At 60.7% G+C, this 25455-nt stretch carries 23 protein-coding genes and 1 riboswitch; of the genes, 13 read left to right on the forward strand and 10 right to left on the reverse strand.

What is annotated here, in order from left to right; genetic code table 11:
* Positions 1-866: 866 nt before the first annotated feature.
* From HGP12_RS34840 to HGP12_RS18030, 4 genes are all read right to left on the reverse strand, one after another.
* Positions 867-1043 (reverse strand): hypothetical protein, encoded by a 177-nt coding sequence (locus tag HGP12_RS34840; protein WP_409526832.1) that lies wholly within the window; start codon positions 1041-1043, stop codon positions 867-869.
* A gap of 1142 nt (positions 1044-2185) precedes the next feature.
* Positions 2186-2431 carry a helix-turn-helix domain-containing protein gene (locus HGP12_RS18020; RefSeq protein ID WP_168840176.1) on the reverse strand — a complete coding sequence of 82 codons (246 nt, stop codon included), beginning with the start codon at positions 2429-2431 and terminating at the stop codon, positions 2186-2188.
* A gap of 312 nt (positions 2432-2743) precedes the next feature.
* Complete coding sequence (locus HGP12_RS18025; RefSeq protein WP_246703469.1) at positions 2744-3265, reverse strand: NUDIX hydrolase; 522 nt, start codon at positions 3263-3265, stop codon at positions 2744-2746.
* Between the two features lie 308 nt (positions 3266-3573).
* Positions 3574-4902, reverse strand: coding sequence for a dicarboxylate/amino acid:cation symporter (locus HGP12_RS18030; protein WP_168879554.1), 1329 nt, complete (start codon positions 4900-4902; stop codon positions 3574-3576).
* A gap of 233 nt (positions 4903-5135) precedes the next feature.
* On the opposite strand from HGP12_RS18030, the gene HGP12_RS18035 reads away from it, so the two are divergent.
* Positions 5136-6998: an ATP-binding protein gene (locus HGP12_RS18035; RefSeq protein WP_409527227.1), complete on the forward strand. Its 1863-nt coding sequence runs from the start codon at positions 5136-5138 to the stop codon at positions 6996-6998.
* Complete coding sequence (locus tag HGP12_RS18040) at positions 6995-8368, forward strand: sigma-54 dependent transcriptional regulator (protein ID WP_168879556.1); 1374 nt, start codon at positions 6995-6997, stop codon at positions 8366-8368. The genes HGP12_RS18035 and HGP12_RS18040 overlap by 4 nt, the downstream gene beginning before the upstream one ends.
* A 23-nt stretch (positions 8369-8391) precedes the next feature.
* Here the strand turns inward: HGP12_RS18040 and HGP12_RS18045 are convergent, their stop codons facing one another.
* The 3 genes from HGP12_RS18045 to HGP12_RS18055 all read right to left on the reverse strand — a co-directional run bounded on the left by HGP12_RS18045 (position 8392) and on the right by HGP12_RS18055 (position 11810).
* Entirely contained in the window at positions 8392-9999 is a 1608-nt protein-coding gene (locus HGP12_RS18045; RefSeq protein ID WP_168879557.1) for a hypothetical protein, read from the reverse strand.
* Positions 10000-10211: 212 nt separating this feature from the next.
* Positions 10212-11087, reverse strand: a complete 876-nt coding sequence (gene yghU / locus HGP12_RS18050) for a glutathione-dependent disulfide-bond oxidoreductase (protein WP_168840182.1) — start codon at positions 11085-11087, stop codon at positions 10212-10214.
* 576 nt (positions 11088-11663) lie between these two features.
* Positions 11664-11810: a DUF1127 domain-containing protein gene (locus tag HGP12_RS18055; protein WP_015342994.1), complete on the reverse strand. Its 147-nt coding sequence runs from the start codon at positions 11808-11810 to the stop codon at positions 11664-11666.
* A gap of 234 nt (positions 11811-12044) precedes the next feature.
* A riboswitch (TPP riboswitch) is annotated at positions 12045-12141 on the forward strand.
* 51 nt (positions 12142-12192) lie between these two features.
* Between HGP12_RS18055 and thiM the strand changes: the two genes are divergently transcribed.
* From thiM to HGP12_RS18075, 4 genes are read left to right on the forward strand one after another with little or no spacing between them, the layout of a single operon-like run.
* Complete coding sequence (gene thiM, locus HGP12_RS18060) at positions 12193-12996, forward strand: hydroxyethylthiazole kinase (protein ID WP_168879558.1); 804 nt, start codon at positions 12193-12195, stop codon at positions 12994-12996.
* Entirely contained in the window at positions 12993-13628 is a 636-nt protein-coding gene (gene thiE, locus HGP12_RS18065; protein ID WP_168840186.1) for a thiamine phosphate synthase, read from the forward strand. Before thiM ends, thiE begins: the two co-directional genes overlap by 4 nt.
* The gene (gene thiD, locus HGP12_RS18070) at positions 13625-14437 is read left to right on the forward strand and encodes a bifunctional hydroxymethylpyrimidine kinase/phosphomethylpyrimidine kinase (protein WP_168879559.1); all 813 of its coding nucleotides are present in this window, start codon (positions 13625-13627) and stop codon (positions 14435-14437) included. The genes thiE and thiD overlap by 4 nt, the downstream gene beginning before the upstream one ends.
* 7 nt (positions 14438-14444) lie before the next feature.
* Positions 14445-15209: a 3-oxoacyl-ACP reductase gene (locus HGP12_RS18075; RefSeq protein WP_168879560.1), complete on the forward strand. Its 765-nt coding sequence runs from the start codon at positions 14445-14447 to the stop codon at positions 15207-15209.
* Between the two features lie 80 nt (positions 15210-15289).
* On the opposite strand, the gene HGP12_RS18080 is transcribed toward HGP12_RS18075, so the two are convergent.
* The 3 genes from HGP12_RS18080 to HGP12_RS18090 form a co-directional block, all read right to left on the reverse strand.
* Positions 15290-16162 carry an undecaprenyl-diphosphate phosphatase gene (locus HGP12_RS18080; RefSeq protein ID WP_168840189.1) on the reverse strand — a complete coding sequence of 291 codons (873 nt, stop codon included), beginning with the start codon at positions 16160-16162 and terminating at the stop codon, positions 15290-15292.
* A gap of 201 nt (positions 16163-16363) precedes the next feature.
* A complete protein-coding gene (locus HGP12_RS18085; protein ID WP_168879561.1) occupies positions 16364-16576 on the reverse strand; it encodes a hypothetical protein in 213 nt (70 codons plus the stop codon).
* A gap of 100 nt (positions 16577-16676) precedes the next feature.
* A complete protein-coding gene (locus HGP12_RS18090; RefSeq protein ID WP_168840191.1) occupies positions 16677-17381 on the reverse strand; it encodes a transcriptional regulator NanR in 705 nt (234 codons plus the stop codon).
* Positions 17382-17565: 184 nt separating this feature from the next.
* Here HGP12_RS18090 and oiaX point away from each other — a divergent pair, with 184 nt between their 5' ends.
* The 7 genes from oiaX (at position 17566) to HGP12_RS18125 (ending at position 25455) form a co-directional block, all read left to right on the forward strand.
* Positions 17566-18825: a 3-oxo-isoapionate-4-phosphate decarboxylase OiaX gene (gene oiaX / locus HGP12_RS18095; RefSeq protein ID WP_168879562.1), complete on the forward strand. Its 1260-nt coding sequence runs from the start codon at positions 17566-17568 to the stop codon at positions 18823-18825.
* A 23-nt stretch (positions 18826-18848) separates the two neighbouring features.
* On the forward strand, positions 18849-20183 hold the full coding sequence (locus tag HGP12_RS18100; protein WP_168879615.1) for a four-carbon acid sugar kinase family protein: 1335 nt from the start codon (positions 18849-18851) through the stop codon (positions 20181-20183).
* 90 nt (positions 20184-20273) lie between these two features.
* On the forward strand, positions 20274-21101 hold the full coding sequence (locus tag HGP12_RS18105) for a phosphogluconate dehydrogenase C-terminal domain-containing protein (RefSeq protein ID WP_168879563.1): 828 nt from the start codon (positions 20274-20276) through the stop codon (positions 21099-21101).
* A gap of 78 nt (positions 21102-21179) precedes the next feature.
* Positions 21180-22121 (forward strand): D-ribose ABC transporter substrate-binding protein, encoded by a 942-nt coding sequence (locus HGP12_RS18110; RefSeq protein WP_168840194.1) that lies wholly within the window; start codon positions 21180-21182, stop codon positions 22119-22121.
* 78 nt (positions 22122-22199) lie between these two features.
* Positions 22200-22844: a DUF2291 family protein gene (locus HGP12_RS18115; RefSeq protein ID WP_168879564.1), complete on the forward strand. Its 645-nt coding sequence runs from the start codon at positions 22200-22202 to the stop codon at positions 22842-22844.
* Positions 22841-24394 (forward strand): sugar ABC transporter ATP-binding protein, encoded by a 1554-nt coding sequence (locus tag HGP12_RS18120; RefSeq protein ID WP_168879565.1) that lies wholly within the window; start codon positions 22841-22843, stop codon positions 24392-24394. Before HGP12_RS18115 ends, HGP12_RS18120 begins: the two co-directional genes overlap by 4 nt.
* Positions 24391-25455 carry an ABC transporter permease gene (locus HGP12_RS18125; RefSeq protein ID WP_168879566.1) on the forward strand — a complete coding sequence of 355 codons (1065 nt, stop codon included), beginning with the start codon at positions 24391-24393 and terminating at the stop codon, positions 25453-25455. Before HGP12_RS18120 ends, HGP12_RS18125 begins: the two co-directional genes overlap by 4 nt.

Raw genomic sequence — 25455 nt, forward strand, 5'->3', positions numbered from 1 at the left:
AATTTTAGCCATACAGTACAGATAATGACGGCGTTATACAGATTGCTCACACCTTCGTATGCTTACTCTCGACCGTCTTCGGGCACGAGGCCATCAAACAAAATGTCTTTACCAATATTGCCATTACCCCAGCGAAGCACTACCATTGCTTGCAGATGTAGTTACTAATCTATGCGTCGCGATAGCCGGATGATGAGCGTAATCGGATATTTGTCGTTCGTCGCCAAAAGACGTGAGGAGAATGGCCCCGATTTTAAAAGCAATTAGAAGGCGAGATAATTTCGCTTGTCTTAATTTATCACATGCTTTGACCGGGCGGACCGATAGGGTCTGAGATTTAACGGCATTGTTTCGATGGTCGACGCGAAGATGCGACCATGCTCGATCTGTCAGCTTCCGATACTGTCTCATTTGCGCAACCGGCGGGCGGCGTTTGTCATCGGTACGCGAACAAGTCAACCAAAAAAGCAAATCGACCTGCAATGCAGAGTGGATCCGAAACGCCGCTCCCATTGTCATCGAAAACGCGGCCCCAGCCTGTTTTTAGGACAAGCGCAGGCTTGCACTAATCACCAATCACATTGACGTTACGTCGCACGACTATCATCGAAAGATCGTTGCGTATAACGAAGTGCTCTTCGAAGGAGGCAGGTGGAATCGCTTTTCGCCGACGGAAAGCACCTCGTCGATGAGATAGCAGTCGAAATCGATGGCAAGTGACATGCCGAAGGCCAGTCGCGCCCGGATGCCGGACGAGTATGCTCGGTGGGCATGCGCAGATGGCAACCAAGCTCGCTGAAATACTCTACCAGATCGCGATTTCGTCGAATGGCTTATCGCAGATCAGTTACAGGAAGCGCATCCGGTCAAAGCCCGTCATTGAGCCACCGAACCCGCCGCTCAATGCAGTCGGACATGACATCGACATGTTGCGTACGACTTTGCCTCATGCCCGGCTCGTCTATGCCTGCGATCATCCGCGCCAGCGACGATCTGCCCGCGCCGTTATGACTAAGAACAGCGATCTTCTCCCCACGGCCGATCTTAAAGTCACACCGTCAAGATCGCGGCGCATGCGCCCGTTCACTTCATACTCCTTGACAAGATCGAATACGCCGACAATGCCATCTTCGAGCTTGGGCGCCTCGGCTTCAAGACCGGGACTGCCGATGGCGCGAATCGCGCGAGACCGAACGCAAGATAGGTCCTTGCTGAGCCGCGTGCTCATAAACCTGGATGAACGAAGAAGCGTACGACGCCGGGCGAGCACACCGTCACCAACGTGAAGAAATCGCCGAATCCTTGTTATTCTCGATAGGGCTCATATGGGACCATCAATATCTCGAAGAATGATCGGAGCGATTCAATAGCCGTCTTGTCGGAGCTTCACACCTGGATTCTAGGCTGTTGCCTGCTTCAATTGCGGCTTTCCAAAGTCGGGCGCAATCAGATCTCCCGCGTCGTTTCCCGTATGGACGATACGTCGGTGGCAGGTCACATCTTTGCAACTATCGCAACCGCCAAATTGCGATGGTCGGGAGGTTCGATCGCCTGCATCGTGCAACGGTCGGACCTCCTCGTATCCTCAAGACCTCTGCTCAATCGTCTCTCTGGCGGAACTCCAAAGATTGACGAATGGACTATAACCGGCAGAAAGACGGCGGATTGCTCTTCGTTCAGAGTGTCATTGAGCCGCTAACCACCTTGGCGGCCGCGATGAATGCAAATCGGACCTGCGGCTGCGACGCCCTGCCCTTGACGTTGACAATCCAAGCCTGGAGCGCGTCTCGAACGCCTCTCCGTGACGCACCGGCCATTGTATCGGCAGATATTCCACAGCGCGGCTGACGGGATCGACAATCTGAACTTCGCCATCGTCGTCGATGACTGATTTTGACCGGCTCGAACGCAACGCTTCGGAGATTGTCGGAATCCCCCCTGGAGAAATCCCGCCGTTCCTGAACGGTAGTTCAGTCAAGCCCTGCGCATCTTCGCTTCCTGACCAGCTGGGTCAACAACGTCATGTCGCGAGCGGGATCATCTGATTACGCCAGAACGCAGATGGGAGGAGCTCGATAAAAATGGGCATCCCCCTGCGCGATGTCATGCGTAGCCATATTGGAACGAACGAGCGCCGCTTTTCTGCGGGAGAAATCGAAGGGGCGCACCGAAGTGCGCCGCTTGTTCAGACGATGAAAAAAGTCGAGGGTGGGATCTGCAACGCGGTGGCAATGCGGCGAAGTTTTGCCGGATCAGCCTCCGCGCCGGCCTCGATTTCAATGATTTCCTCACTGGTGAGGCCACAGGTCTCAGACAGATCGTCAACCGTATAACCGATGGTTTCACGCGCCTGCCGCACGGCAGCTGCGATTTCGCCATGGGGAACGGTAGAAGCCTTTGAACTATCGATATTATTCGGAGTAATGGACATGAAATTTCTCCTTCCAGAGTCCGCCGGCCAGCTCGTTGCCGGGTGAAGGCAGCTATTGCAGCCATGAGGCATATCGACCTAAACAGACGCGGCCGAACGCTGGGTCAATATAGGCATCAATGCGGCAAGGGCAAGCATGGAAGCGCATAGCTGCCCATCGCCTGGCTCTCGGCTCATGTCGTATTTTAATATTCAGTGATATCGCCGCACGCCACGGTTACAAAATAGCCGAGCGCTACCGCGGACCATTCTCGCGATCGTTCACCGTCACGAGATATGGAAGGAGAGCCCGTACCACCCGCCCAGGCAAAGTTACTTCTTGGCCCTTGCCTTGCGTATCTTCCGTTCGGCCTCGATCAGAAGGCCCTTGAGTTCCGGTTCGCGCACACGATTGGCCGCTTCGATGAAGGAGACCCATTCGACGCGGCGCTGGCCTCGCTCCGGGAAATCCTGAAGCATCTGATCGACCTCAAGTAGATGCAGCCCGACGATACAGGGAACGCGATTGCCGTCGGCAAGCTGCTTCAGATAGGTGAAATAGCCAAAAGGCTTCTTCTTCACTTTTCCGCGCACGCCAGCCTCCTCATAGGCCTCTATGGCTGCGACTTCATGCGGCTTCTTGCCCTTGATCGGCCAGCCCTTCGGGACAACCCAGCGCCCGCTTTCCCGGCTGGTGACGACGAGCACCTCAGCATCGTCGCGTTCAGCTTCTTTCCTGTAGCAGATCGCAGCATATTGTTCGTAAACGCGGCCGTGAAGCAACGCATCCGTATGGGACGCAAGTTCGGACAGGAAACTTTCCGAACGCCTCAAGACCTTATGCTGCGTTGACATTGAAGACGCCATGCGCGGTTACCCGCGATAAGGTCGATAGAGGCAAATCCACCCAAAGGCCGGCTGGCGTGCGCCCACAAAATACGTCTGCGACACGCTGCCCTCCTGTCCTGCGGCTCTGCCGAAATTCACAATTGTCAATACGATGCTGTGAGCCGTTGCGGTGACAGTTTTATGAAGCCTGCTGTTGATGAGGACAGTTGCATGGGTTGTAGCCGGCGATACACGAAACTGTGACCGCCCAGGGTGCCGAACAGAAAACGGCCCCGCATGGGGGCCGTTTCGTTCTTGGGAGGATGAAGCGAAACCTACTCGGCCGCCTGCAAGGCAGGCGCCTCGATTTCCTCGCTCAATTGCCCCGCCATGGCGGCGGCAAACTTGGTCTGGTCGAGTTCGTTTTCCCAGCGGGCGACGACGATCGTCGCAACCGCATTGCCGACGAAGTTCGTCAGAGCGCGGCATTCCGACATGAAACGATCGATCCCGAGGATCAGCGCCATGCCGGCGATCGGCACTGAAGGCACGACGGCAAGGGTAGCGGCAAGCGTAATGAAGCCCGCACCGGTGATGCCGGCGGCACCCTTGGAGCTCAGCATGGCCACGAGCAGCAGCAGGATCTGGTCCGCGAGCGACAGCGGCGTGTCGGTTGCCTGGGCGATGAATAATGCCGCCAGCGTCATATAGATGTTGGTGCCGTCGAGATTGAAGGAATAGCCCGTCGGGATGACAAGGCCGACGACCGAACGCTTGCAGCCCGCCCGTTCCATCTTGTTCATCAGGCCCGGCAGCGCGGCCTCCGACGACGAGGTGCCGAGCACGAGCAGCAGCTCTTCCTTGATGTAGCGGATCAGCGCCAGGATCGAGAAGCCGTTATAGCGGGCAACGGCGCCGAGCACGACCAGTACGAACAGAAGCGACGTGGCGTAGAAGGTGCCGATCAGGAAGGCCAGGTTGGCGATGGTGCCGATGCCGTACTTGCCGATGGTGAAGGCCATGGCGCCGAAGGCACCGATCGGCGCGAACTTCATCAATATGGCAACCATGCGGAAGATCGGCGTGGTCAACGCCTGCAGGAAGTCGACGACCGGGCGACCGCGTTCGCCGGCAGCGCCGAGCGCGATACCGAAGACCACCGAGAAGAACAGGACCTGTAGAATATCGCCTTTGGCGAAAGCGCCGACGATCGTATCCGGAATGATGTTCATCAGGAAGCCGACGACCGTCGCATCATGGGCCTGCGCCGCATAATTGGTGACGGCCTTCGTATCCAACGTCGCCGGATTGATATGCATGCCGGCGCCCGGCTGCACGACGTTCGAGACGATGAGGCCGACGATCAGCGCCAGGGTCGAGAACGTCAGGAAGTAGATAAACGCCTTGCCCACGACACGGCCGAATTTCTTGAGATCCGACATGCCTGCGATGCCTGTCGTGACGGTCAGGAAGATGACCGGCGCGATGACCATGCGGACGAGCTTGATGAAGGCATCGCCGAGCGGCTGCAGCGATGCGCCGAGCTGCGGATAATAATGGCCAAGCAGGATGCCGGCGGCAATGGCGGTCAGGACCTGCACATAGAGATGCCGGTAAAAGGGAAGTTTGCTGCGCGTTTCGGCGGCAGCGATGGGAGCAATCATGATGTCCTCCGTTAAGCCCAACCGATCTCTCGGCCCTCCGGGCGACGACTAGAATTCAACAGCCTCCGACTGTTCCACTTGGCTTTGCAACGAGCGTGCCAATTAAGGGGGATGGATTTAACTACTTGATTTCATGACATCTATAAAATCGGCGAGAGAGCCTGCCGCACAGAATGTGCGACAATCCGCACAGATTGATTTGCGATGCGCGCGAAAACATGCACAATATGGCGATGCTACAGCGCGCGCCCACAGACCGACTTTTGACGCCGGAGCAACTGAGCCGGCGCTCCCGCCGGGTTTGGTTGGCGTTCGCGTTCCTCTGCGCAGCCGTCATTGCGGCTGCCCTTTATGGCGCAAGCTTCTATGGCCGCATCTCCGCGATCGAGACACTGCAGAGGCAGGGGCATACGGATGCCAATCTCAAGGTCGCACTTTTGCGGGCAGTCCTCGAACGCCCGCGCGCCTTGCCGCTATTGCTGGCGGACGATCAGCAGGTGCGTGATGCTCTCGCGGGGCGACGGATCGACGATATCGTCGCCCTGGATCGCAAGCTGGAGAGCCTGGTTTCGGGGACAAGCGCCTCGGTGCTCTATGTCACCGGCAAGGACGGCGTTGCGATGGCGTCCAGCAACTGGCGCGAACCCTTGAGCTTCGTCGGCAACGACTATTCTTTCCGCGACTACTTCCGTAGGGCTATGGAAGACGGCACCGCCGAGCATTATGCGCTTGGTACCGTCAGTAACCGCCCCGGTCTCTATATTTCGCGCCGCGTCGGCGATGCTGGTTCAGCGTTGGGTGTCGTCGTGGTGAAGATGGAGTTCGATCAGCTGGAGGCCGACTGGAGCGAGACCGGTCGTCCTGCCTATGTGACCGACGAACGCGGCGTCATCCTCATCACCAGCTTGCCTTCATGGCGCTTCATGACGACGGCGGCGTTGGGCCGAGAAGAAGCGGCAGCCATTCGCAAGAGCCTGCAGTTCGGCGCCGCTCCGCTGTCGCCGCTGCCGGTCAGCCGCCCAGAGACCGTAGGGCCGGATGCGACCATCGTCCGCGCCGTCCTGCCCGGCAGCAGCGCGGCTGAATATTTGCGGCTGACGACAGCAATCCCTTCGACGCCCTGGCAGCTCGGCTATCTCATTCCGACGGATCAGGCGATTGCGTCTTCCGTGCGCGAGACGCGTTTCCTTACCTTGACCGTCTTGCTGCCGATCCTTGCCTTCGCCGCCTTCCTGTTGCGTCGCCGCGATGTCTCCATCACGCAGATCGCCGTCAGCAGGATCGCCCGCGAAGAGCTGGAGCGCCGTGTTCTGGAACGCACCGAGGATCTCAGCCAGGCCCGCGATCGGCTGGAGGCGGAGATCGCCGACCATCGGGCGACAGAGGCCAAGCTGCAGGGCGTGCAGCAGGATCTCGTGCAGGCCAACCGCCTCGCCATTCTCGGTCAGGTCGCCGCCGGCGTCGCTCACGAGATCAACCAGCCCGTCGCGACGATCCGTGCCTATGCCGAGAATGCGCATATCTTCCTCGACAGGCGGCAGACGGAGCCGGTCAAGGACAATCTGTCCGCGATCACGGCGCTGACCGAGCGCATCGGCACGATCACCGAAGAACTGAAGGCCTTTGGCCGCAAGGGAAGAACGGCACCCGAACCGGTGGACATCAGAAGCGCGATCGAAGGGGCGGTCGTGCTACTCAGGAGCCGGTTTGCCGGCCGTCTAGACGCGCTGAAGATCAATCTGCCGCCGACAGGTCTCCTCGTCGTCGGCACGCGCATCCGGCTTGAGCAGGTGCTGATCAATCTTTTCCAGAATGCACTGGAAGCTCTGGAGGGCCGGGAGCGGGCCAAAGTCGAGGTTTCGGTGCGCGAAACCTCCGACGATATCGAGATCGTCGTCTCGGATAACGGGCCGGGCATTCCCGCTGCAATCCTCGACCAACTGTTTACGCCCTTCAATACATCCAAGGAAAAGGGCTTGGGTCTGGGTCTTGTCATTTCCAAGGACATCGTCATCGACTACGGCGGCCGGATCGATGTCGAGAGCAAGGACAATGGCACCCGCTTCACCATCCATTTGCGCAAGGCCACAGCATGAACGAACTTCCCCCCGTCTTCCTCATCGATGATGACAAGGATCTCCTGAAGGCGACGAAACAGACGCTCGAACTTGCAGGCTTTGCCGTCTCCGCCTTTTCGGCGGCGACCGATGCCCTCAATGCCCTGGATGCCGGCTTTGCCGGGGTCGTCGTCTCCGATATCCGCATGCCGCAGATGGACGGCCAGCAGCTCTTCGCCCGCATCAAGGAGTTCGACGCCGATCTGCCCGTTATTCTGATGACGGGTCATGGCGATATACCGATGGCGGTGCAGGCGATCCAGGATGGCGCCTATGATTTCATCGCCAAGCCTTTCGCCACGGATCGATTGGTGCAGAGCGTGCGGCGCGCAACGGAGAAGCGGCGGCTCGTTCTGGAAAACCGCGCGCTCCGGCAGGCCGCCGAACAAGCCCAGGGCGATCTGCCACTGATCGGCCAGACGCTGGCGATCGAGCGCCTGCGTCACACCTTGCGGCAGATCGCCGATACGGATGTGGACGTGCTGGTGACAGGCGAAACGGGCAGCGGCAAGGAAGTGGTGGCCAGCCTGCTGCATCGCTGGAGCCGCCGCGCCAAGGGCAATTTCGTTGCGCTGAATTGCGGCGCCCTGCCCGAAACCGTGATCGAAAGCGAGCTCTTCGGCCACGAACCGGGCGCCTTCACCGGCGCGCAGAAGAAGCGCATCGGGCGCATCGAGCATTCGAGCGCGGGAACGCTGTTTCTCGACGAAATCGAAAGCATGCCGCCGGCGATCCAGGTGCAGATGCTGCGGGTGCTGGAAATGCGCGAGGTGACGCCGCTCGGGACAAACGAAGTCCGCCCTGTCGACCTGCGTGTCGTCGCGGCGGCAAAGGTCGATCTCGGCGATCCGGGCCAGCGCGGCGATTTTCGCGAAGACCTCTATTATCGTCTCAACGTCGTCACGCTTTCCATCCCGCCGCTGCGGGAACGGCGCGACGATATCCCCCTGCTCTTCGGTTATTTCGCCGAACGCGCCGCCAGCCGCTTCAAGCGCGACGTGCCGGCCGTTACGACCACCGTGCGCCGCCATCTGCAGCAGCACGAATGGCCGGGCAATGTTCGCGAACTCTCGCATTTCGCCGAACGCTTCGTGCTTGGACTGGAGGCGGATGTCCTGCCGAAATCCGGCGACGCGGCTGCGCTCGAGGCAGGGCTTTCACTGCCCGTTCGCGTGGAACGCTACGAGGCAGAACTCATCCGCGAGACCCTGCAGCAAAACAATGGCGATGTGCGCCGGACCATCGAGGCGCTGGGCATTCCGAGGAAGACTTTCTACGACAAGCTCCAGCGCCACGGGATCGTCAGGGGTGATTTCGCCGGCTTTGACGGCGACGACCGAAGAAGCTGAGGGGATTAAAGAGATGCCGATCTCTAGGCGCTTGCAAGCCTTACGGCGGGCATGGAAGCATGCCGTGCCGCAATCTCCGCGGTCCGGTCGAGCACCAGCATGGCCTGATCAATAACGCTTGCAAGCGCTTCGGCGCTCTTGGCAGCCCGGACAATCAAGGGCGCGCTCAGGCAAATGCGCAGGGCGCTGACTGGCATCTCGCCGAAATCTGCGCAACGCACGGGCTGGCCAAGCCGCACGGCGGCGAACCCATCTTCCTCGATGGCCAACTCCTTATAGACGGCTGCGGTCTCGGCCGCGTTTAAGACACCTGCATTGCCGGCGTCGCGCAGATAGAACGAAAAGATCGAAGGGATTTCGTCCCAATGGCGCACAGAGGGCACGGTCCATAGGCAGCGGCGATCAAGGGGACGGCTGTCCAGCAACGCAAAGGCAGGGTCGTTGGCAAGCCGGGCGGTTACCGCTTCGGCGAAGGTGGAAAGAACCGCGGTAACCTGCACTTCCGGAACGGCGACAAAGGATTGCAGCTCGAACAACGCCGCCTTCCAGCGCAACAGCAGGCCGAAATTGGCGCGTTCGGGCAAGGCTTCACGCGCTGCCCAGCCCTCCGGCCACTCGGCCTTGCCGCAATAGTCCGCCAGAGCCGCCGGTAGGCAGCGATGCTTGAAGCGCTCCGATATCTGCGGCGGGCACAAAAGGGCGCCGCTGAAAATCGGTCCGGCAAGAAACTTCGAGCCGGTCAGGGCCACCATGAAGCCATGCGCGAGATAGGCACGGATCGTCGCCGCCGACAGGCGGAACTGGCAGCCATCGATCATGATATCGAGCGCGTTGCCGAAACGCGCCTTCAGCCGCAGCACGCTTTCCAGGCCCGGCGCTAGAAGGCTGGTCTTCGACACGTCGGTCACGACGAGCAAGCATCGGAGCCTGGCGGCACGGCCGAGCTCGATCAGGCCCCGCAATTCGTCCTCGACTTCGCGGTCGACGCGAAGGGAGCCATCCTTATTGCGGACGGCGATGGTCGCGTTGCGCGTTGCGTCGCCGGGCCGCAACTCCTCGCCCTTGGCAACGGCGCGATCGCTGCTGACACGGCCCATGAAGTGGCGACCTGCTGAGGCCGTCATGACGCCGCTGCCCGTCTCGTTGCCCATCAACGTGATGGTCATCAAGGCGCAATCATCCTCGCGCGCCAGAAGCGAGGCTGCAAAGAGATGGATGTCCGTGCCCGAAGTCGCGACGATCGCGTCGACTTGCGGTTGTCCGGCGGCCTGATTGAGATCAAGCAGACGCAGCAAATCCGACCGCACTCGTCCAATTTCACGCTCATAGATAGCTGCGGGCGAGCCGGTTTCCATTTCGCCGACCAGACCGGCAAAGTAAGTGTCGATCTCGGCAAAGGCATCGGCGGAAATCGTCGACGCCGTGGAGGAGCCGAAAGCCAGATCGTTTGGACGAGGCGCCGGGCCGTAACCGTACATATTGAGACCGCTGACGGCATCGCAGTCCAACCGCTCGTCGCCACCCGAAATCAGGCACTTCAAGAGCGCTTCTCTCTCCTTGCTTGATTGCTGCGACGGCACGCCCGCGATGATTTTATTGTCCAGGGCACGGTCACCAGCAATTTGCTGCATGGAAAAGCATTCCTCTTGCGTCATCGGTGAAACGCATTGCAGAGTGCGTTGCGTTCTCTGCCGGGCGATAAAGCTTCGGCAGGGAGACATTAGACCCGACAAGATGGAGCGAGGCTGACTTGGCCGCCTCACGAACATCGCTGGCAAAGCCAATAAAAAAACCCGCAATCCGGAGACCGCGGGTTCAAGGAAATAACGAGCGAAACTGCCTATCAGCCTGCAGGCGCGATCTTGTCTTGCGTCTTGGTCTCGAAGTCGCTGGCATCGTGGCGCTCACGCAGCTGCTCGGACGGTTCGCCCGACATGCGGTTGACCATGCGGCCACGCTTGACGGCGGGACGCGCGTAAACCTGCTCGGCCCAGCGCTGAACGTTCTTGTAGTCCTGCACCTGCAGGAACTCGGCCGCGCCGTACTGCCAGCCTTTGGCGAGACCGCCATACCACGGCCAGATGGCAATATCGGCGATCGTGTAGTCGCTGCCGGCGATATATTCGCTTTCGGCCAGGCGACGGTCGAGCACGTCAAGCTGGCGCTTCACTTCCATGGCGAAGCGGTCGATCGCATATTCGATCTTCGTCGGCGCATAGGCAAAGAAATGGCCGAAACCGCCGCCGAGGTAGGGCGCGCTGCCCATCTGCCAGAACAGCCAGGACAGGCATTCGGCACGGGCCGGCTGTTCCGTCGGCAGGAAGGCACCGAATTTTTCGGCGAGATACATCAGGATCGAGGCCGATTCGAAGACGCGGACCGGCTTCGGGCCGCTGCGGTCCAGCAGGGCCGGGATCTTTGAATTCGGATTGACGTCGACGAAACCGCTGCCGAACTGGTCGCCCTCGCCGATCTTGATCAACCAGGCATCATATTCCGCGCCGCTGTGGCCGAGCGCCAGCAGCTCTTCGAGCATGATGGTGACCTTCACGCCATTCGGCGTCCCGAGGGAATAGAGCTGCAGGGGATGGCGCCCTACAGGCAATTCCTTTTCGTGAGTCGGCCCGGCGATCGGACGGTTGATATTGGCGAACTGACCGCCATTGGCCTTGTTCCAGGTCCAGATTTTCGGCGGCGTGTATTCGGCAGAACCGGTCATGGGCATCCTCCTGTTGCAGGGAATCACGTTGGGGTTGGTCTTCGATGTAGCGCGCTACAGGCGTCGCACATAGGGACGGCCGTTCATTTTTGCGAGAGGAGGCCGTCGGTTTTCAGACAGGCTGGGATCGGAGATGGCCGAAGCAAGGACCGCGTTCCGACGCGCGCTGCAGACCGGCAAAGATGAGGAGGAAATCCGATATTGCCTGAAACGAAAAAGCCTGCCGCGGGAGGAGGTGCGGCAGGCTTTTTACAAGAACCGAACAGCGAACGGGAGGAGGAATGCCGCTGTTCCCGCAGTCGTCCCTGGGAGGAGGAGAAGGACGTCTGCAAAAACGAAGGGATGCGGGAGGAGATGCATCGCTTCGATGGAGTTGAGAATAGCTGATTTTTGCTCACAGGATAGGCATTTCTTTGCAAGGCAGTTATGCGCTATGCGAAAAGCGGCCGGCTTTGCCGATCTGCTTGCAGCGCACGCAAAGAGCCTGAATCCGTCCCCTCCGGACAAACCAAAAGCGCCTGCTCGGGACGAACAGGCGCTGGCATAATGCAGCTTTATAAGGAGCCGTTGCGGCCGTTAGCGAGCGATGGCTGCGCGGGCAACATTGCGGATTTCGCCGCGATCGATACCCAGATCATGCAGTTCGCGCGTGGACATACGGCCCAGTTCGGCGACCGTCTGACGATACTTGCGCCAGTTATTGAAAGAGCGTGCTACGTTCATGATGATCCCCTTTCGTTGGGCTTTCGAAGCTGAGCTGCCGTGCTTGGCGCCCCCTTCGCTTCGATGAGTGACATATAGTCGAAACCTCTCGGCTTTTGCAGGGCTAAGGAATCACTGCACCCATGCATTCATTGCATGGGTCGCCTGGAAATTAACAGAGCCCAACTCCATTCATCGCCAGGGCTTTGGTGATTTGCTGATGACAGCGCCGCCGTTGTCTGCGAAAAGAAGGGAGATGAGAGACAGGGGCGTCCGCTTTCCGGCGGGCTGAGAAGGACCCTTTGAACCTGAACCAGATCATGCTGGCGGAGGGAGTCGCTCGGGACCTCGCGAAGCTCAGCACGTCGTCCCTTTGCGTCTCGCCTGCCCTGAAAGGCGCGATATGCAAGACCAAATCACAGCAGGCAATCAGCTTCACATCATGCGGGCGAACCCACCGCTGGTGCAATGCATCACCAATTTCGTCGCCATGAATATCGCGGCCAATGTGGTGCTCGCCGCCGGAGCATCGCCGGCGATGGTGCATGCCGAAGAAGAATCGGGTGAATTTGCCGCCATCTCCGGCGCGCTGACGATCAATATCGGCACGCTCTCGTCCGGCTGGCTTGCGGGCATGCTGAAAGCAGCGCGCTCGGCCAACGATGCCGGCAAACCCTGGGTTCTCGATCCCGTCGCCCATTATGCGACAGAGTTTCGTCGCAAGGCGATCGCGCAATTGCTGGAGCTGCAGCCGACGATCATTCGCGGCAATGCGTCCGAGATCATCGCGCTTGCCGGCGGCACCAGCCGCGGCCGGGGCGTCGATAGCCGTGATGCCGTCGAGCAGGCGGAAGAGTCCGCCCGGCAGCTTGCTGAAAAGCACGGCTGTGTCGTTGCCGTCACGGGCGTTACGGATTTCGTGACGGACGGACGGAGGGCCAAGCGCATTGCCGGCGGTTCGCCGCTCATGCCGCAGGTGACCGCGCTCGGTTGCTCGCTCACCTGCCTCGTCGGCGCCTTTGCGGCGGCAACGCCGGATGATCCATTCAATGCCACCGTAGCGGCACTCGCGGTCTTCGCCGTTGCCGGCGCCCAGGCAGGAGCAGCAGCGGACGGTCCGGGCTCCTTCTCCTGGCGCTTCCTCGATGCACTCGCCGCGCTCACGCCGGAGATGCTGGATCGCGTTGCAAGGATATCGGCGGCATGAAGGACTTCGATCTCTCGCTCTACCTCGTGCTGGACCCGGTGCTGTGCGCCGAACTCGGCATGATCGAAACGACCCGTGCGGCCGTTGCCGGCGGCGCCACGATCGTACAGCTGCGTGACAAGCATGCCCCCACCGCAGCCATGATCGAGACGGGCCGCGCCCTCAAACAGATCCTGCACGGGACCAACGCCCGACTGATCGTCAACGATAATGTCGAGGCCGCCATCGCCGTCCGTGCCGATGGCCTCCACATCGGTCAGGAGGACATGAGTGCCGCCGACGCACGCCGCCTCATCGGGCCGGACATGATCCTCGGCCTTTCGGTGGAAACGGAGGCTCTTGCTATCGCCATAGATGCCGGCATTGTCGACTATGCCGGAATCGGTCCGGTCTTTGCGACCCCCACCAAGCCCGATCACAAGCAACCGATCGGCTTCGCGGGCCTTGCCCGCATCGTCGGGCTCTGTCCGGTTCCATCAGTCGCGATCGGCGGCCTCAAGGCAGAGCACACGAGAGAGGTTTTCTCGGCCGGCGCGGATGGTCTTGCGGTCGTCTCCGCCATCTGTGGCCGTCCGAACCCGCAAGCGGCGACAGCCCTCATCGCGAACGTCATCAAGGAGGCTCGCCAATGATCCGCAATGTTCTGTCCATCGCCGGTTCCGACCCATCAGGTGGTGCCGGCGTCCAGGCCGACCTGAAGACCTTCTCCGCCCGCGGCGTTTACGGAATGGCAGCTTTGACCGCCTTGACGGCGCAGAACACGCAGGGTGTCTCCGGCGTCCATCCGGTACCCCCCTCTTTCGTGGCGGACCAGATCCGGGCGATCTTCGGCGATATCCGTGTCAATGCCGTCAAGATCGGTATGATCGCCAACGCCGAGATCGCTGATGCTGTCGCGGATATTCTGGCACGACATCGCAATGTGCCTGTCGTGCTCGACCCTGTCATGATCGCCAAGGGCGGCGCTGCCCTGCTTGCTGCCGACGCCGTCGACGTGCTCACCACGCGGCTGCTGCCGCTTGCGACGGTCATCACGCCGAACCTGCCCGAGGCGGCGGCGCTGCTGCACGACGCCGAGGCGGCAAGCCGCGACGACATGGCCCGCCAGGCGCTTGCGCTGGCAGCGCTGGGGCCTTCGGCTGTTTTGGTCAAAGGCGGTCATCTTGAGGGTGACGAAAGTCCGGATGTGCTGGCAAGCGCCGGCCACCTGACCTGGTTCGAAGCCGAGCGGCTGCCGACGAAGAATACACACGGAACGGGCTGCACGCTCTCCAGCGCTATCGCCGCCGAGATCGCCAAGGGCGCCCCGCTCCCCGAGGCCGTCGCCGCCGCCAAAGCCTATCTTGCCGCCGCGGTTGCCGCCGCAGGCCAGCTTTCCGTCGGAAGCGGCCACGGACCCGTGCAGCATTTCCATGCTCTCTGGCACACAAACAAGGAGTAGAGAAGAAATGAGCCTGTCACTCAAGGGCCAGATCGTCATCGTTTCCGGCGCAGGGCGCGGTCTTGGCGCCGCCATCGCGACGGCCTTTGCCCGCGAAGGCGCGAAGGTTGCCATCAACTATCGGGCAAGCCGCGAACGGGCTGAGGCGCTAGCGGCAGAACTTGGCAATCACGCGAAAGCGTTTCAGGCCGATATCCGCGATCTTGGAAGTACGAAGCGGCTCGTCGCCGAGGTGACCGAGCACTTCGCAGCGCCGACGGCGGTCGTCCACAATGCGCTCGCCGATTTCAGCTTCAACGGCGATGCGCGCTCGAAACTGGACGCCTTGAGCTGGGCGGAGATGGCGATACAGATGGAAACCGCGCTGCAGGGCGCCTTGAACCTGATACAGGCGGCGCGGCCGGCAATGGCGCAGGCAGGCTTTGGCCGGATCGTCACCATCGGCACGAACCTCTTCCAGAACCCGGTGGTGCCCTATCACGATTATACCGCCGCCAAGGCGGCGCTGTTGTCGCTGACCCGCACGGCCGCGTCCCAACTCGGCCCGCTCGGGATCACCGTCAACATGGTCTCCGGCGGCCTTCTGCGCACGACGGCCGCCAGCAGCGCCACGCCGGAGGCCGTTTTCGACATTATCGCCGCGAATACGCCGCTGCGCCGCGTCACCACCCCTGAGGAGGCTGCCGATGCGGTGCTCTTCTTCGCAAGCCCTTGGGCACGTGCCGTCACCGGGCAAAATCTTATCGTCGATGGCGGTCTCGTCTTCGGATAGCGGTCTTAGAACGAAAAAGGCGCTGCCTTTACGGGCAGCGCCAATATTCAAGTCTTGGCAAGCCGTATGGTTCAGGCCGCTCAAGCCCATCCCATGGTCAGTACGCCGAAGAGAATGATCACGCCGAGCGCGATACGGTAGATAACGAAAGGCCAGGTCGAAAAGCGCTCCAGAAAACGCATCAGTCCCCAGATGGTGATGAAGGACGATATGCTGCCGACGATAAGGCCGACGATCAGAACCGACCAGGCCTCCATCGGGATATGCGCCTTGTAGAGCTCGAAGAGTTCCTTCAAACCGGCGAGCGCAATGGCCGGCAGGCCGAGCAGGAACGAGAACCGTGCGGCTTCATCGCGCTTCAGGCCAAGGAACAATGCACCGGTCAGCGTCGAACCCGAGCGCGAAACGCCGGGAACCAGCGCGCCGACCTGGGCGATGCCAACGAACAGGGCATCCATCAGCGTCATCTGCTCGATGCCCTTCCTGTGACGGCTATAGAGTTCGGCGATCGCCAGAAGCAGGCCCATGACAACGCAGGCGATGCCGATCACCCAGAGGCTGCGGAACGACGTGCCGCAGGCGTTCAACGACTTCGAAAGCAAGAGGCCTGCGATGACGATCGGCACGGTCGCGATAACGATGGCGATCGCAAGCCGCATCGCGGGCGAGCGCCAGTCCCTTTGCCTGATGGCATCGAGCGATCCGAAGGTGACGTAGCGAACGTCGCTCCAGAAGTAGGAGATGATAGCGGCAAGGGCCGCAAGCTGCATGGCGGCCGAAAAGGCCGAACCCGGATCCTGCCAGCCGAGCAAGGCCGGTACCAGGCGCATGTGGGCGGTGGAGGAGACCGGCAACAGCTCGGTCAATCCCTGCACGACACCCAGTATCGCGATCTTGGCATAGCCCAGGGCAACAAAGCCCGTGTCTACGCCTTGCGTACAAACATCAGCCACGTTTTGACATCCTCAGTTCTTCATGGGGGCTTGGCACCGGAACGGTGCGATGAACTTGCTGTGGAACCGTTTTCCGACACGAAACCGACAGCCGCCTTGTAGGACGCCGTCAACTCCGCGTTATGACAGGCCGAGGATATAGCCGCGTAGGCTGAACGCTATCTGAAATTGCCAGCATTGATTTCCGAGTTTACCGGATTTCTAGCCTTCATCGTCAGGCAGTGCCTGCATGTAGCGGATGATGGCATAAAATGCGACGAGAAGCACCAAACCGCCCGGCGCGCGGTGCACATCGTGCAATATCGCATGATGATGCCTCACCATGAGGCAGGCCAGATTGTAAAGGGTTATGGCGACCACTGTCAGAACAGGGGCCAGAAAAAGCGCCACATTCCGCTGAATGAAATTGACCATTACGCACACCTCGTTTGCATATGGCCAGATTCCATAAGGAATAGGGAGGAATTAGGACAAAGGCATTTCGCCTGTCAGCGTTGCGGCATGCAGGCCAAGGTCACTTCGTATAGAGCGCGCGTGATCTTTCCAGATGCTTGAGCATCGCCTGTTCTGCCCCATCGGCATCGTTCTCCGCCATACGCGCGAGGATCTCCTCATGCTCGACCAGCGTAAACTTTTCCTTGCCGGTCCAGATCAGCATGTCGGTATGATAGGCCTTCAGCCATGCCAGCATGGCCTCGCTGACAGCGGCAAAAATCGGATTGCCGGAAATCTGGGCGATGCGCGTATGGAACTGCATGTCGGCCGAAATGAACGCCTCGGCGTCTCCCAGCGAAGCCCGCTGACGCTCGATGATTTCATGGAGTTCGGCGATATCCTTCTCGGTGGCGCGCTGGGCCGCTTCGCGCGCCATGCCGCGCTCGAAGAAGATGCGCGCGCTCTTCAAATGCTCGAGCGAGTCGGACGATTGGGAGAGCATGATCTTGGCGGTCAGGTCGACTTGCCGGAAAATCGATTTCGCCGTGAGCTGGAGCACCTTGGCGCGCTCGCCATGCGAGATGTTGACCAGCCCCATATTGGCAAGCGCCTGCATGGCCTCGCGGATCGCCGGCCGTCCGACACCGAAGCGCTCCATGAGGACACGCTCGGATGGCATCTCATCGCCGGGCTTGAGCTCTCCCGATGTGATCAACCGCTCCAGGCGGTCGAATACCTCATCGGACAGCTTTCGACGTACAATTTGTTCGACAGGCTGGCCCATGAAACCCCGCTTTCCCAAAGCTTTTCTCCCTTATGCATTTTTGGTTGCCGTGGCGGAAGCCCATACGAAACGTGTTATCGACTGCCGGGCAAAAAAATCGTTGCAGAAGTTGGAATACTCATTATACCAGATCACCAGTTTGCGCCACGCGAAAATCGTCGGCGAGAGGAGCATTCATCCACTCATGACCATCACTGTTACCTACCGTATCGAAACCTCAGGCAGCATCGAGGCGATGGCAAGTAAGATCGCCAGCGATCAATCGACCGGCACTTTCGTCGCTGTTCCCGGTGAAACGGAAGAGCTCAAAGCGCGCGTCGCCGCACGCGTCACCGCGATTCGCCTCCTTGCCGATGCGGAACGCCCGACCTGGCCGGAGGTTGCGGAAGGGCATGGGTCGATCCATCGCGCCGATGTCGATATCGCCTTCCCGCTGGATGCGATCGGAACCGATCTTACGGCACTCATGACGATCGCGATCGGCGGCGTCTTCTCGATCAAGGGCATGACCGGCATCCGGATCGTCGACATGAAGCTGCCGGATGCCTTTCGCGATGCGCATCCAGGCCCGCAGTTCGGCGTCGCCGGCAGCATGCGCCTGACCGGCGTCAGCGGCCGTCCCATCATCGGCACCATCGTCAAGCCGGCTCTCGGCCTTCGGCCGAAGGAAACGGCTGCGCTGGTCGGCGAATTGATCAGCTCAGGCGTCGACTTCATCAAGGACGACGAGAAACTGATGAGCCCGGCCTATTCGCCGCTGAAGGACCGCGTCGAGGCGATTATGCCGCTGATCCTCGATCATGAGCAGAAAACCGGCAAGAAGGTGATGTACGCCTTCGGCATTTCGCATGCCGACCCCGACGAGATGATGCGCAACCACGATCTGGTGCTGAAGGCCGGCGGCAATTGCGCCGTCGTCAATATCAACTCCATCGGCTTCGGCGGCATGAGTTTCCTGCGCAAGCGCTCCGGGTTGGTGCTGCATGCGCATCGCAATGGCTGGGATATCCTGACCCGCCATCCCGGCGCCGGCATGGATTTCAAAGTTTACCAGCAATTCTGGCGCCTGCTCGGCGTCGATCAGTTCCAGATCAACGGCATCAGGGTCAAATATTGGGAACCCGACGACAGCTTCGTCGAATCCTTCAAGGCGATCAGCACGCCGCTCTTCGATCCCACAGACTGTCCACTTCCGGTTGCTGGTTCCGGTCAATGGGGAGGACAGGCGCCCGAAACCTACCAGCGCACCGGCCGGACCACGGATCTTCTCTATCTCTGCGGCGGCGGCATCGTCAGCCATCCTTTCGGACCCGCCGCCGGCGTGCGAGCGATCCAGCAAGCCTGGCAGGCAGCGGTTTCGGACATACCTCTGGCCGATTATGCCAAGGACCATCCGGAGCTTGCCGCTTCCATCGCAAAATTCAGTGACGGCAAGGACGCCTAACAGCAATGTCCAGTCTTCCAACGATGTCCGATCTTCTTCTCAGCTATTACGGAGATGATTTCACCGGCTCTACCGACGTCATGGAGGCCCTCGCCTCGAACGGCGTGGAGACGGCCCTCTTCCTCGGCATTCCGAGCGAGGCTATGCTGGAGCGGTTCAAGGATTGCCGCGCCATCGGCATCGCCGGCACCAGCCGCAGCGAAACGCCGCAATGGATGGACGAGCATCTGACGCCTGCATTCAAATGGCTCAGCAGTCTCGACGCGGCCATCTGCCATTACAAGGTCTGCTCGACCTTCGATTCCAGCCCCAAGATCGGCAATATCGGCAAGGCGATCGAGATCGGCAAGGCGCTCTTTGCACAATCCGTCGTGCCTGTTGTGGTCGGGGCGCCGCAGCTGAAGCGTTACACCGCCTTCGGCCAACTCTTTGCGGCCTATCAGGGCCAGGTCTTTCGCATCGACCGACATCCGGTCATGAGCCGGCATCCGGTCACGCCGATGGATGAGGCCGATCTAGCCGTGCATCTGAGCAAGCAGACGTCCCTCCCCGTCAGCCTCGCGGATCTCGTCGCGATCCGGGCAGCCAATGCCGACCTGCGGATCGATGCGCTGACAGGGGGCAATCAGGGTATCCTGCTGCTTGACGTCGACAGTGCGGAAACCCAGGCCGCTGCGGGACACCAGCTATGGCGTCTTGCAAACAAGGGCCATGCCTTCGTCGCAGGCTCGTCCGGTGTCGAATATGCCCTTCTCAATGCCTGGCGCCGCGAAGGTCTGATCGGAGAAAAACCGGAATTCGCAGCTCCCGGCAGCGTCGATCGCCTCGCGGTCGTTTCCGGCAGCGTATCGCCGACGACGGAACGGCAAATCCGCCGCGCCACGGCGGACGGTTTTGACGGCATCGATCTCGATCCCTTGGCGCTTGTTGGCGAAAATGCCGAACGGGGGCTGGACGCAGCGGTCGCTGCGGGAATTGCCAGCCTGAAGGGCGGCCGCAGCGTCATTCTTCATACCGCGCTCGGCCCCTCCGCCGACCGCGGCGGCGATATCGACCGTATTCCCGGCGCACGGCATCGTCTCGGGCAGGCCCTCGGCACAATTCTGCGGCAGCTGATTGAACAAGAAAAACTCGGCCGCGCCGTCATTGCCGGCGGTGACACGTCCAGCCACGCCCTGAAGGAACTGCGCGTCGAGGCACTGACGACGCTCCTGCCATTGCCGCAGACACCAGGCTCGCCATTGTGCACCGCCCATGGCAGCTACGCTCCCACCAACGGCCTGCAGATTGCGCTGAAGGGCGGGCAGGTCGGCACCGACGACTACTTCGCGCAGATCCGCGACGGCAGAGGGTCTTAAGCGCGCCATTTTCTAGCGCATCGATGGCATACTCATTGACTCATCATACCACTTGCGCTACCACACTCTGAAAGTGAACGAGGTACTAACATGACAGCAATTGCTCTTTTCGGCGCCGGAGGCAAAATGGGCTACCGGCTCGCCAAGAACCTGAAAGGCTCACGCTTCGATGTGCGCCACGTCGAGGTCAGCGATGCCGGCAAGGCGCGCCTGAAGAACGATCTTTCCGTCGATTGCGTACCTGCCGACGCAGCGCTTGATGGCGCAGACGTCGTTATCCTTGCCGTGCCGGATACGGCGATCGGCAAGGTTGCCGCCGGCATCGTCGACAAGCTCAAGCCCGGCACGATGGTCGTCGCTCTTGACGCCGCCGCCCCCTTTGCCGGCCATCTGCCGCAGCGCGACGATCTCACCTATTTCGTTACCCATCCCTGCCATCCGCCGATCTTCAACGACGAGACCGACATGCAGGCGAAGAAGGACCATTTCGGTGGCCTCTTTGCCAAGCAGCATATCGTTTCGGCCCTGATGCAAGGCCCGGAAAGCGCCTATGCTCTCGGCGAGGAAATCGCCAAAGTGATCTGGGCACCCGTCATGCGCTCGCACCGTGTCACCGTCGAGCAGATGGCGATGCTGGAGCCTGGTCTTTCCGAAACGGTCTGCGCCTCGCTGCTAGTCATCATGCGCCAGGCCATGGATGAGTGCGTGGCCCGCGGCGTTCCGGCGGAAGCCGCCCGCGACTTCCTGCTCGGCCACATGAACGTGCTCGGCGCCGTCATCTTCAAGGAAGTCGACGGCGTGTTCTCCGATGCCTGCAACAAGGCAATTGAATTCGGCATTCCTGCCCTGATGCGCGACGACTGGAAGAAGGTGTTCGAGCCGCAGGAAATCGCAGACAGCATCCGTCGCATCACCTGATCGACGTCCCGGGGAGGGCGTCGCCCTCCCCTACTGCCCTGCCGGGAACAGGGCCTGTTTCATAACTGGGAGGAGACCATGAAACTAACACGCAGACTGACACTTGCAGCCTTCGCCGGCGCACTCGCTCTGGGAACGGCAATGCCTGCCTTCGCCGCCGACCTGATCGCCATCATCACGCCGGCCTTCGACAATCCATTCTTCAAGGCAGAGGCCGTCGGCGCCGAAGCCAAGGCAAAAGAGCTGGGTTACGAGACGCTGGTCATGACGCATGACGACGATGCCAACAAGCAATCGGAAGTCATCGACACGGCCATCGGACGTGGCGCCAAAGCGATCATTCTTGACAATGCCGGCGCGGATGCGACGGTCGCCGCCTTGAAGAAGGCCAAGGATGCGGGCATCCCCTCCTTCCTCATCGACCGCGAAATCAACGTCACCGGCATCGCCGTCGCCCAGATCGTTTCCAACAACTATCAGGGCGCACAGCTCGGCGCGCAGGAATTCGTCAAGCTGATGGGCGAGAAAGGGAACTATGCCGAACTCGTCGGCCGTGAAGCCGATACCAATGCCGGCATCCGCTCGCAGGGCTATCACGACGTCATCGACGACTATCCGGACTTGAAGCTTGTCGCCAAGCAGTCGGCGAACTGGAGCCAAACCGAGGCCTATGCCAAGATGGAAACCATCCTTCAGGCAAATCCCGACATCAAGGGCGTGATCTCGGGCAACGACACCATGGCGATGGGGGCGATTGCCGCCCTGCAGGCGGCCGGCCGCAAGGACGTGATCGTTGTCGGCTTCGACGGCTCCAACGACGTGCGCGACTCGATCAAGGCCGGCGGCATCAAGGCGACGGTCATGCAGCCGGCTTACGCCCAGGCCCAGAAGGCGGTCGAACAGGCCGATGCGTACATCAAGAACAAGACGGCACCGAAGGATGAGAAGCAATTGATGGATTGCGTTCTCATCAATGCCGACAATGCCGACAAGCTTGAGACCTTCGCACTGAAGAACTGATGGCGGACCAGCTAGGTTGGAGGGCGCGGGAAAACCGCGCTCTCCGAATGTTTTTCCTGCGACATCGAGGTGCATTGCATGTTGAGGATCAGAGGCGCGCTCGTGGCCTTTGTTTTGGCCGCGGCATTGCCCGGCTGCAAGATTATCAAGACACCGACGCCCGAGGAAAAGGCGGCGCAGGCGGCAAAGGGTGCCTTCGATCCGGCGGCGAAGGTCGAGGCGATCTGGCAATCCCAGGTACTGCCCGGCATCGAGAAGCGCGCGGGCGACATCAAGACCGTGTTGCAGGCCGTAGCATCGAACCCGGATGATGCCGGGGCGAAATACGGAAATCCGCGGAAACAGGCTTCATCGCCCTGGACCTATGCCGTCAAGTTGAGCGGCAAGATCGTCGCTGCCGACACTGCCTCCCGTGCAGGCACGCTCGATGTCGATGTGGATGGCGACGGCAAGGCGGACGCGAAGGTACAGATCGGCCCGGCGATCCGCGGCACAGCGCTGCGCGACGCGCTGGATTTTCTGGACTTCAATGAATTCAGGAACCAGATCGAGTGGGCTCAGTTCGGCAAAGCCTTCAATGAGAAGGCGAACTCATCCTTTCTGGCGGCCCTGCCCCGGAACGGGCTGACCGGAAAGACGATCACGGTGACGGGCGCCTTTCCGCTGCCCCCATCCGGTCAGCTTCCCCTGATCACGCCTTCGGCCCTGACATTGGGGCAATGACCATGAGCGAAACGCCAAGCAACGACATCATCCTGCGCCTGGAGGACGTTTCCAAGGTCTATTCCGGCATTGTCGCCGTCAAGCACGCCAATCTCGAGCTGCATCGCGGCGCGGTCAACGTGCTCGTCGGCGAAAACGGCGCCGGCAAGTCTACCCTGATGAAGATCATCGCAGGCGTCGAGCGACCGACCGCCGGCCGCATCTTGCTTGAGGGCGAGGAGGTTTCGTTCGATAGCCCGGCCAGCGCGCAAGCTCGTGGCATAGGCATGATCTTCCAGGAGCTCAATCTCTTCGCCAACATGACGGTGGCCGAAAACATCTTTGCCACGCGGGAAATCACCCGCGGCGTCTTCGGTATCGATCACAAAGCGCAGATCATAAAGGCCAACGAGTTTCTGGATCGGCTGGATGCCGGCATAGACGCCGAAACCATGGTGGAGGACCTGCCGATCGGGCAGCAGCAGCTTGTCGAGATCGCCAAGGCCATCTCTCTCGATGCCCGCATCCTGATCATGGACGAGCCGACATCGGCGCTGTCGGCGGCGGAAGTCGACATTCTGTTCAAGGTCATCGCGGAGCTGAAGGCTCAGGGCGTTGCGATCGTCTATATTTCGCACCGGCTGGAAGAGCTGATGCGGATCGGCGACCACATCACCGTCCTGCGCGACGGGCAGATCACCGGCCACGCCATGGTTCGTGATATCGACACGAAATGGATCGTCCGGTCGATGATCGGATCCGATGCCAAGGATTTCGCCAGGGACGGAGGCCATGCGATCGGCAAGGAGGCCTTCCGCGCCGAGGAGATCAGCCTGCCGAGACGCACGGGCGGCCTCGCCGTCGATCATGTCTCGCTGTCGGTGCGCGCCGGCGAAATCCTCGGCATCTACGGCCTGATGGGTGCCGGGCGCAGCGAATTCTTCGAATGCGTCATGGGCCGGCATACGCATTCGACCGGGCGGATCTATATCGACGGCGTCGAGGTCCGCGCACGCGACACCACCCGGCGCATCCGGCACGGCCTGGCGCTGATCCCCGAGGATCGGCAGCGCGAAGGGCTGGTGCAGGTATTATCCATCGCCAGCAACCTGACGCTTGCAAGCCTTGGGCGTTTCGCCCGGCTGCTTTTCCATATCGATCCGGGTGCCGAAAAGAGCGCCATCCGCGACATGATCCGCGATCTTTCCATCAAGGCGCCCAATCCCGATTTCGAGGTCACCTCCATGTCCGGCGGCAACCAGCAGAAGGTCGTGATCGGCAAGGCGCTCATGACCGATCCGAAGGTGCTTTTGATGGACGAGCCGAGCCGCGGCATCGATGTCGGCGCCAAGGCCGATGTCTTCCGCACCATGCGCCGGCTCGCGGGCAAGGGCCTGGCTATCTTGTTTTCAACTTCGGACCTTGAAGAGGTCATGGCTCTTTCGGACCGCATCGCAGTGCTCAGCAACGGCAAGCTCGTGACCGTTCTCGACCGAAGCGAAGCGACGGAAGAGGCCATCATCGCAGCATCCGCCAAGGGACATGGACATACAGGGAAACTCGCGTCATGACGGCAGATACGTCCTCCGGCCTCGCGGCCAATCGCTCGAACGGTTCCGTTCTCTTGACGCTGATGAAGCTCAGGACCTTCATCGCGCTGTTTGCCGTCATCATCTTCTTTGCGATCTTCGCACCGAACTTCACCTCGACCGCCAACATCATCCTGATGTCGAAGCATGTCGCGCTCAATGCCTTTCTGGCCATGGGCATGACCTTCGTAATCGTCACCGGCGGGATCGATCTTTCGGTCGGTTCGATCGTCGGCCTTTGCGGCATGGTGGCGGGCGCCCTCATCCTGAACGGCGTCGAATTGCCGATCGGATATACCGTCTATTTCAACATCTACGAGATCATCCTCATCACGCTGGCCGTCGGGCTATTGATCGGCCTCATCAATGGCCTGCTCATCACCAAGCTCAATGTCGCGCCCTTCATCGCCACGCTCGGAACGCTCTATATCGCCCGCGGCCTCGCGCTCCTGTCTTCGGACGGGCAAACCTTCCCGAACCTGGTCGGGCGGCCGGAATATGATACGACGGGCTTCGACGTCTTCGGCGCCGGCCGCCTGCTCGGCCTTCCCGTTTCCATCTGGATCCTGATCGTGCTGGCGCTCGCCGCCGCCTATGTCGCCCGCTCGACACCGATCGGCCGGCACATCTTCGCCGTCGGCGGAAACGAGCGCGCCGCACGCATGTCGGGCATCCGCGTCGATGTGGTCAAGATTTTCGTCTACATGTTCTCGGGGCTCTGCGCCGCCATCGTCGGTATCGTCATATCGTCGGAACTGATGGCGGCGCATCCAGCAACCGGCGAAAGCTTCGAGCTGAATGCGATCGCAGCAGCCGTGCTCGGCGGCACCTCCATGTCGGGCGGACGCGGCACCATCGGCGGCACGATCATCGGCGCCTTCGTCATCGGCATTCTTTCGGACGGCCTTGTGATGATGGGCGTATCTTCCTTCTGGCAAATGGTCATCAAGGGGCTGGTCATCATCATCGCGGTGGTCGTGGATCAGGCACAACGGCGCCTCCAGCAGCGTGTAACTCTCATGCAGATGGCAAAGGCAGGCTGA

Origin of the sequence: Rhizobium sp. P28RR-XV (assembly GCF_012641385.1) — a bacterium.
In the GTDB taxonomy this organism is placed as follows: domain Bacteria; phylum Pseudomonadota; class Alphaproteobacteria; order Rhizobiales; family Rhizobiaceae; genus Rhizobium.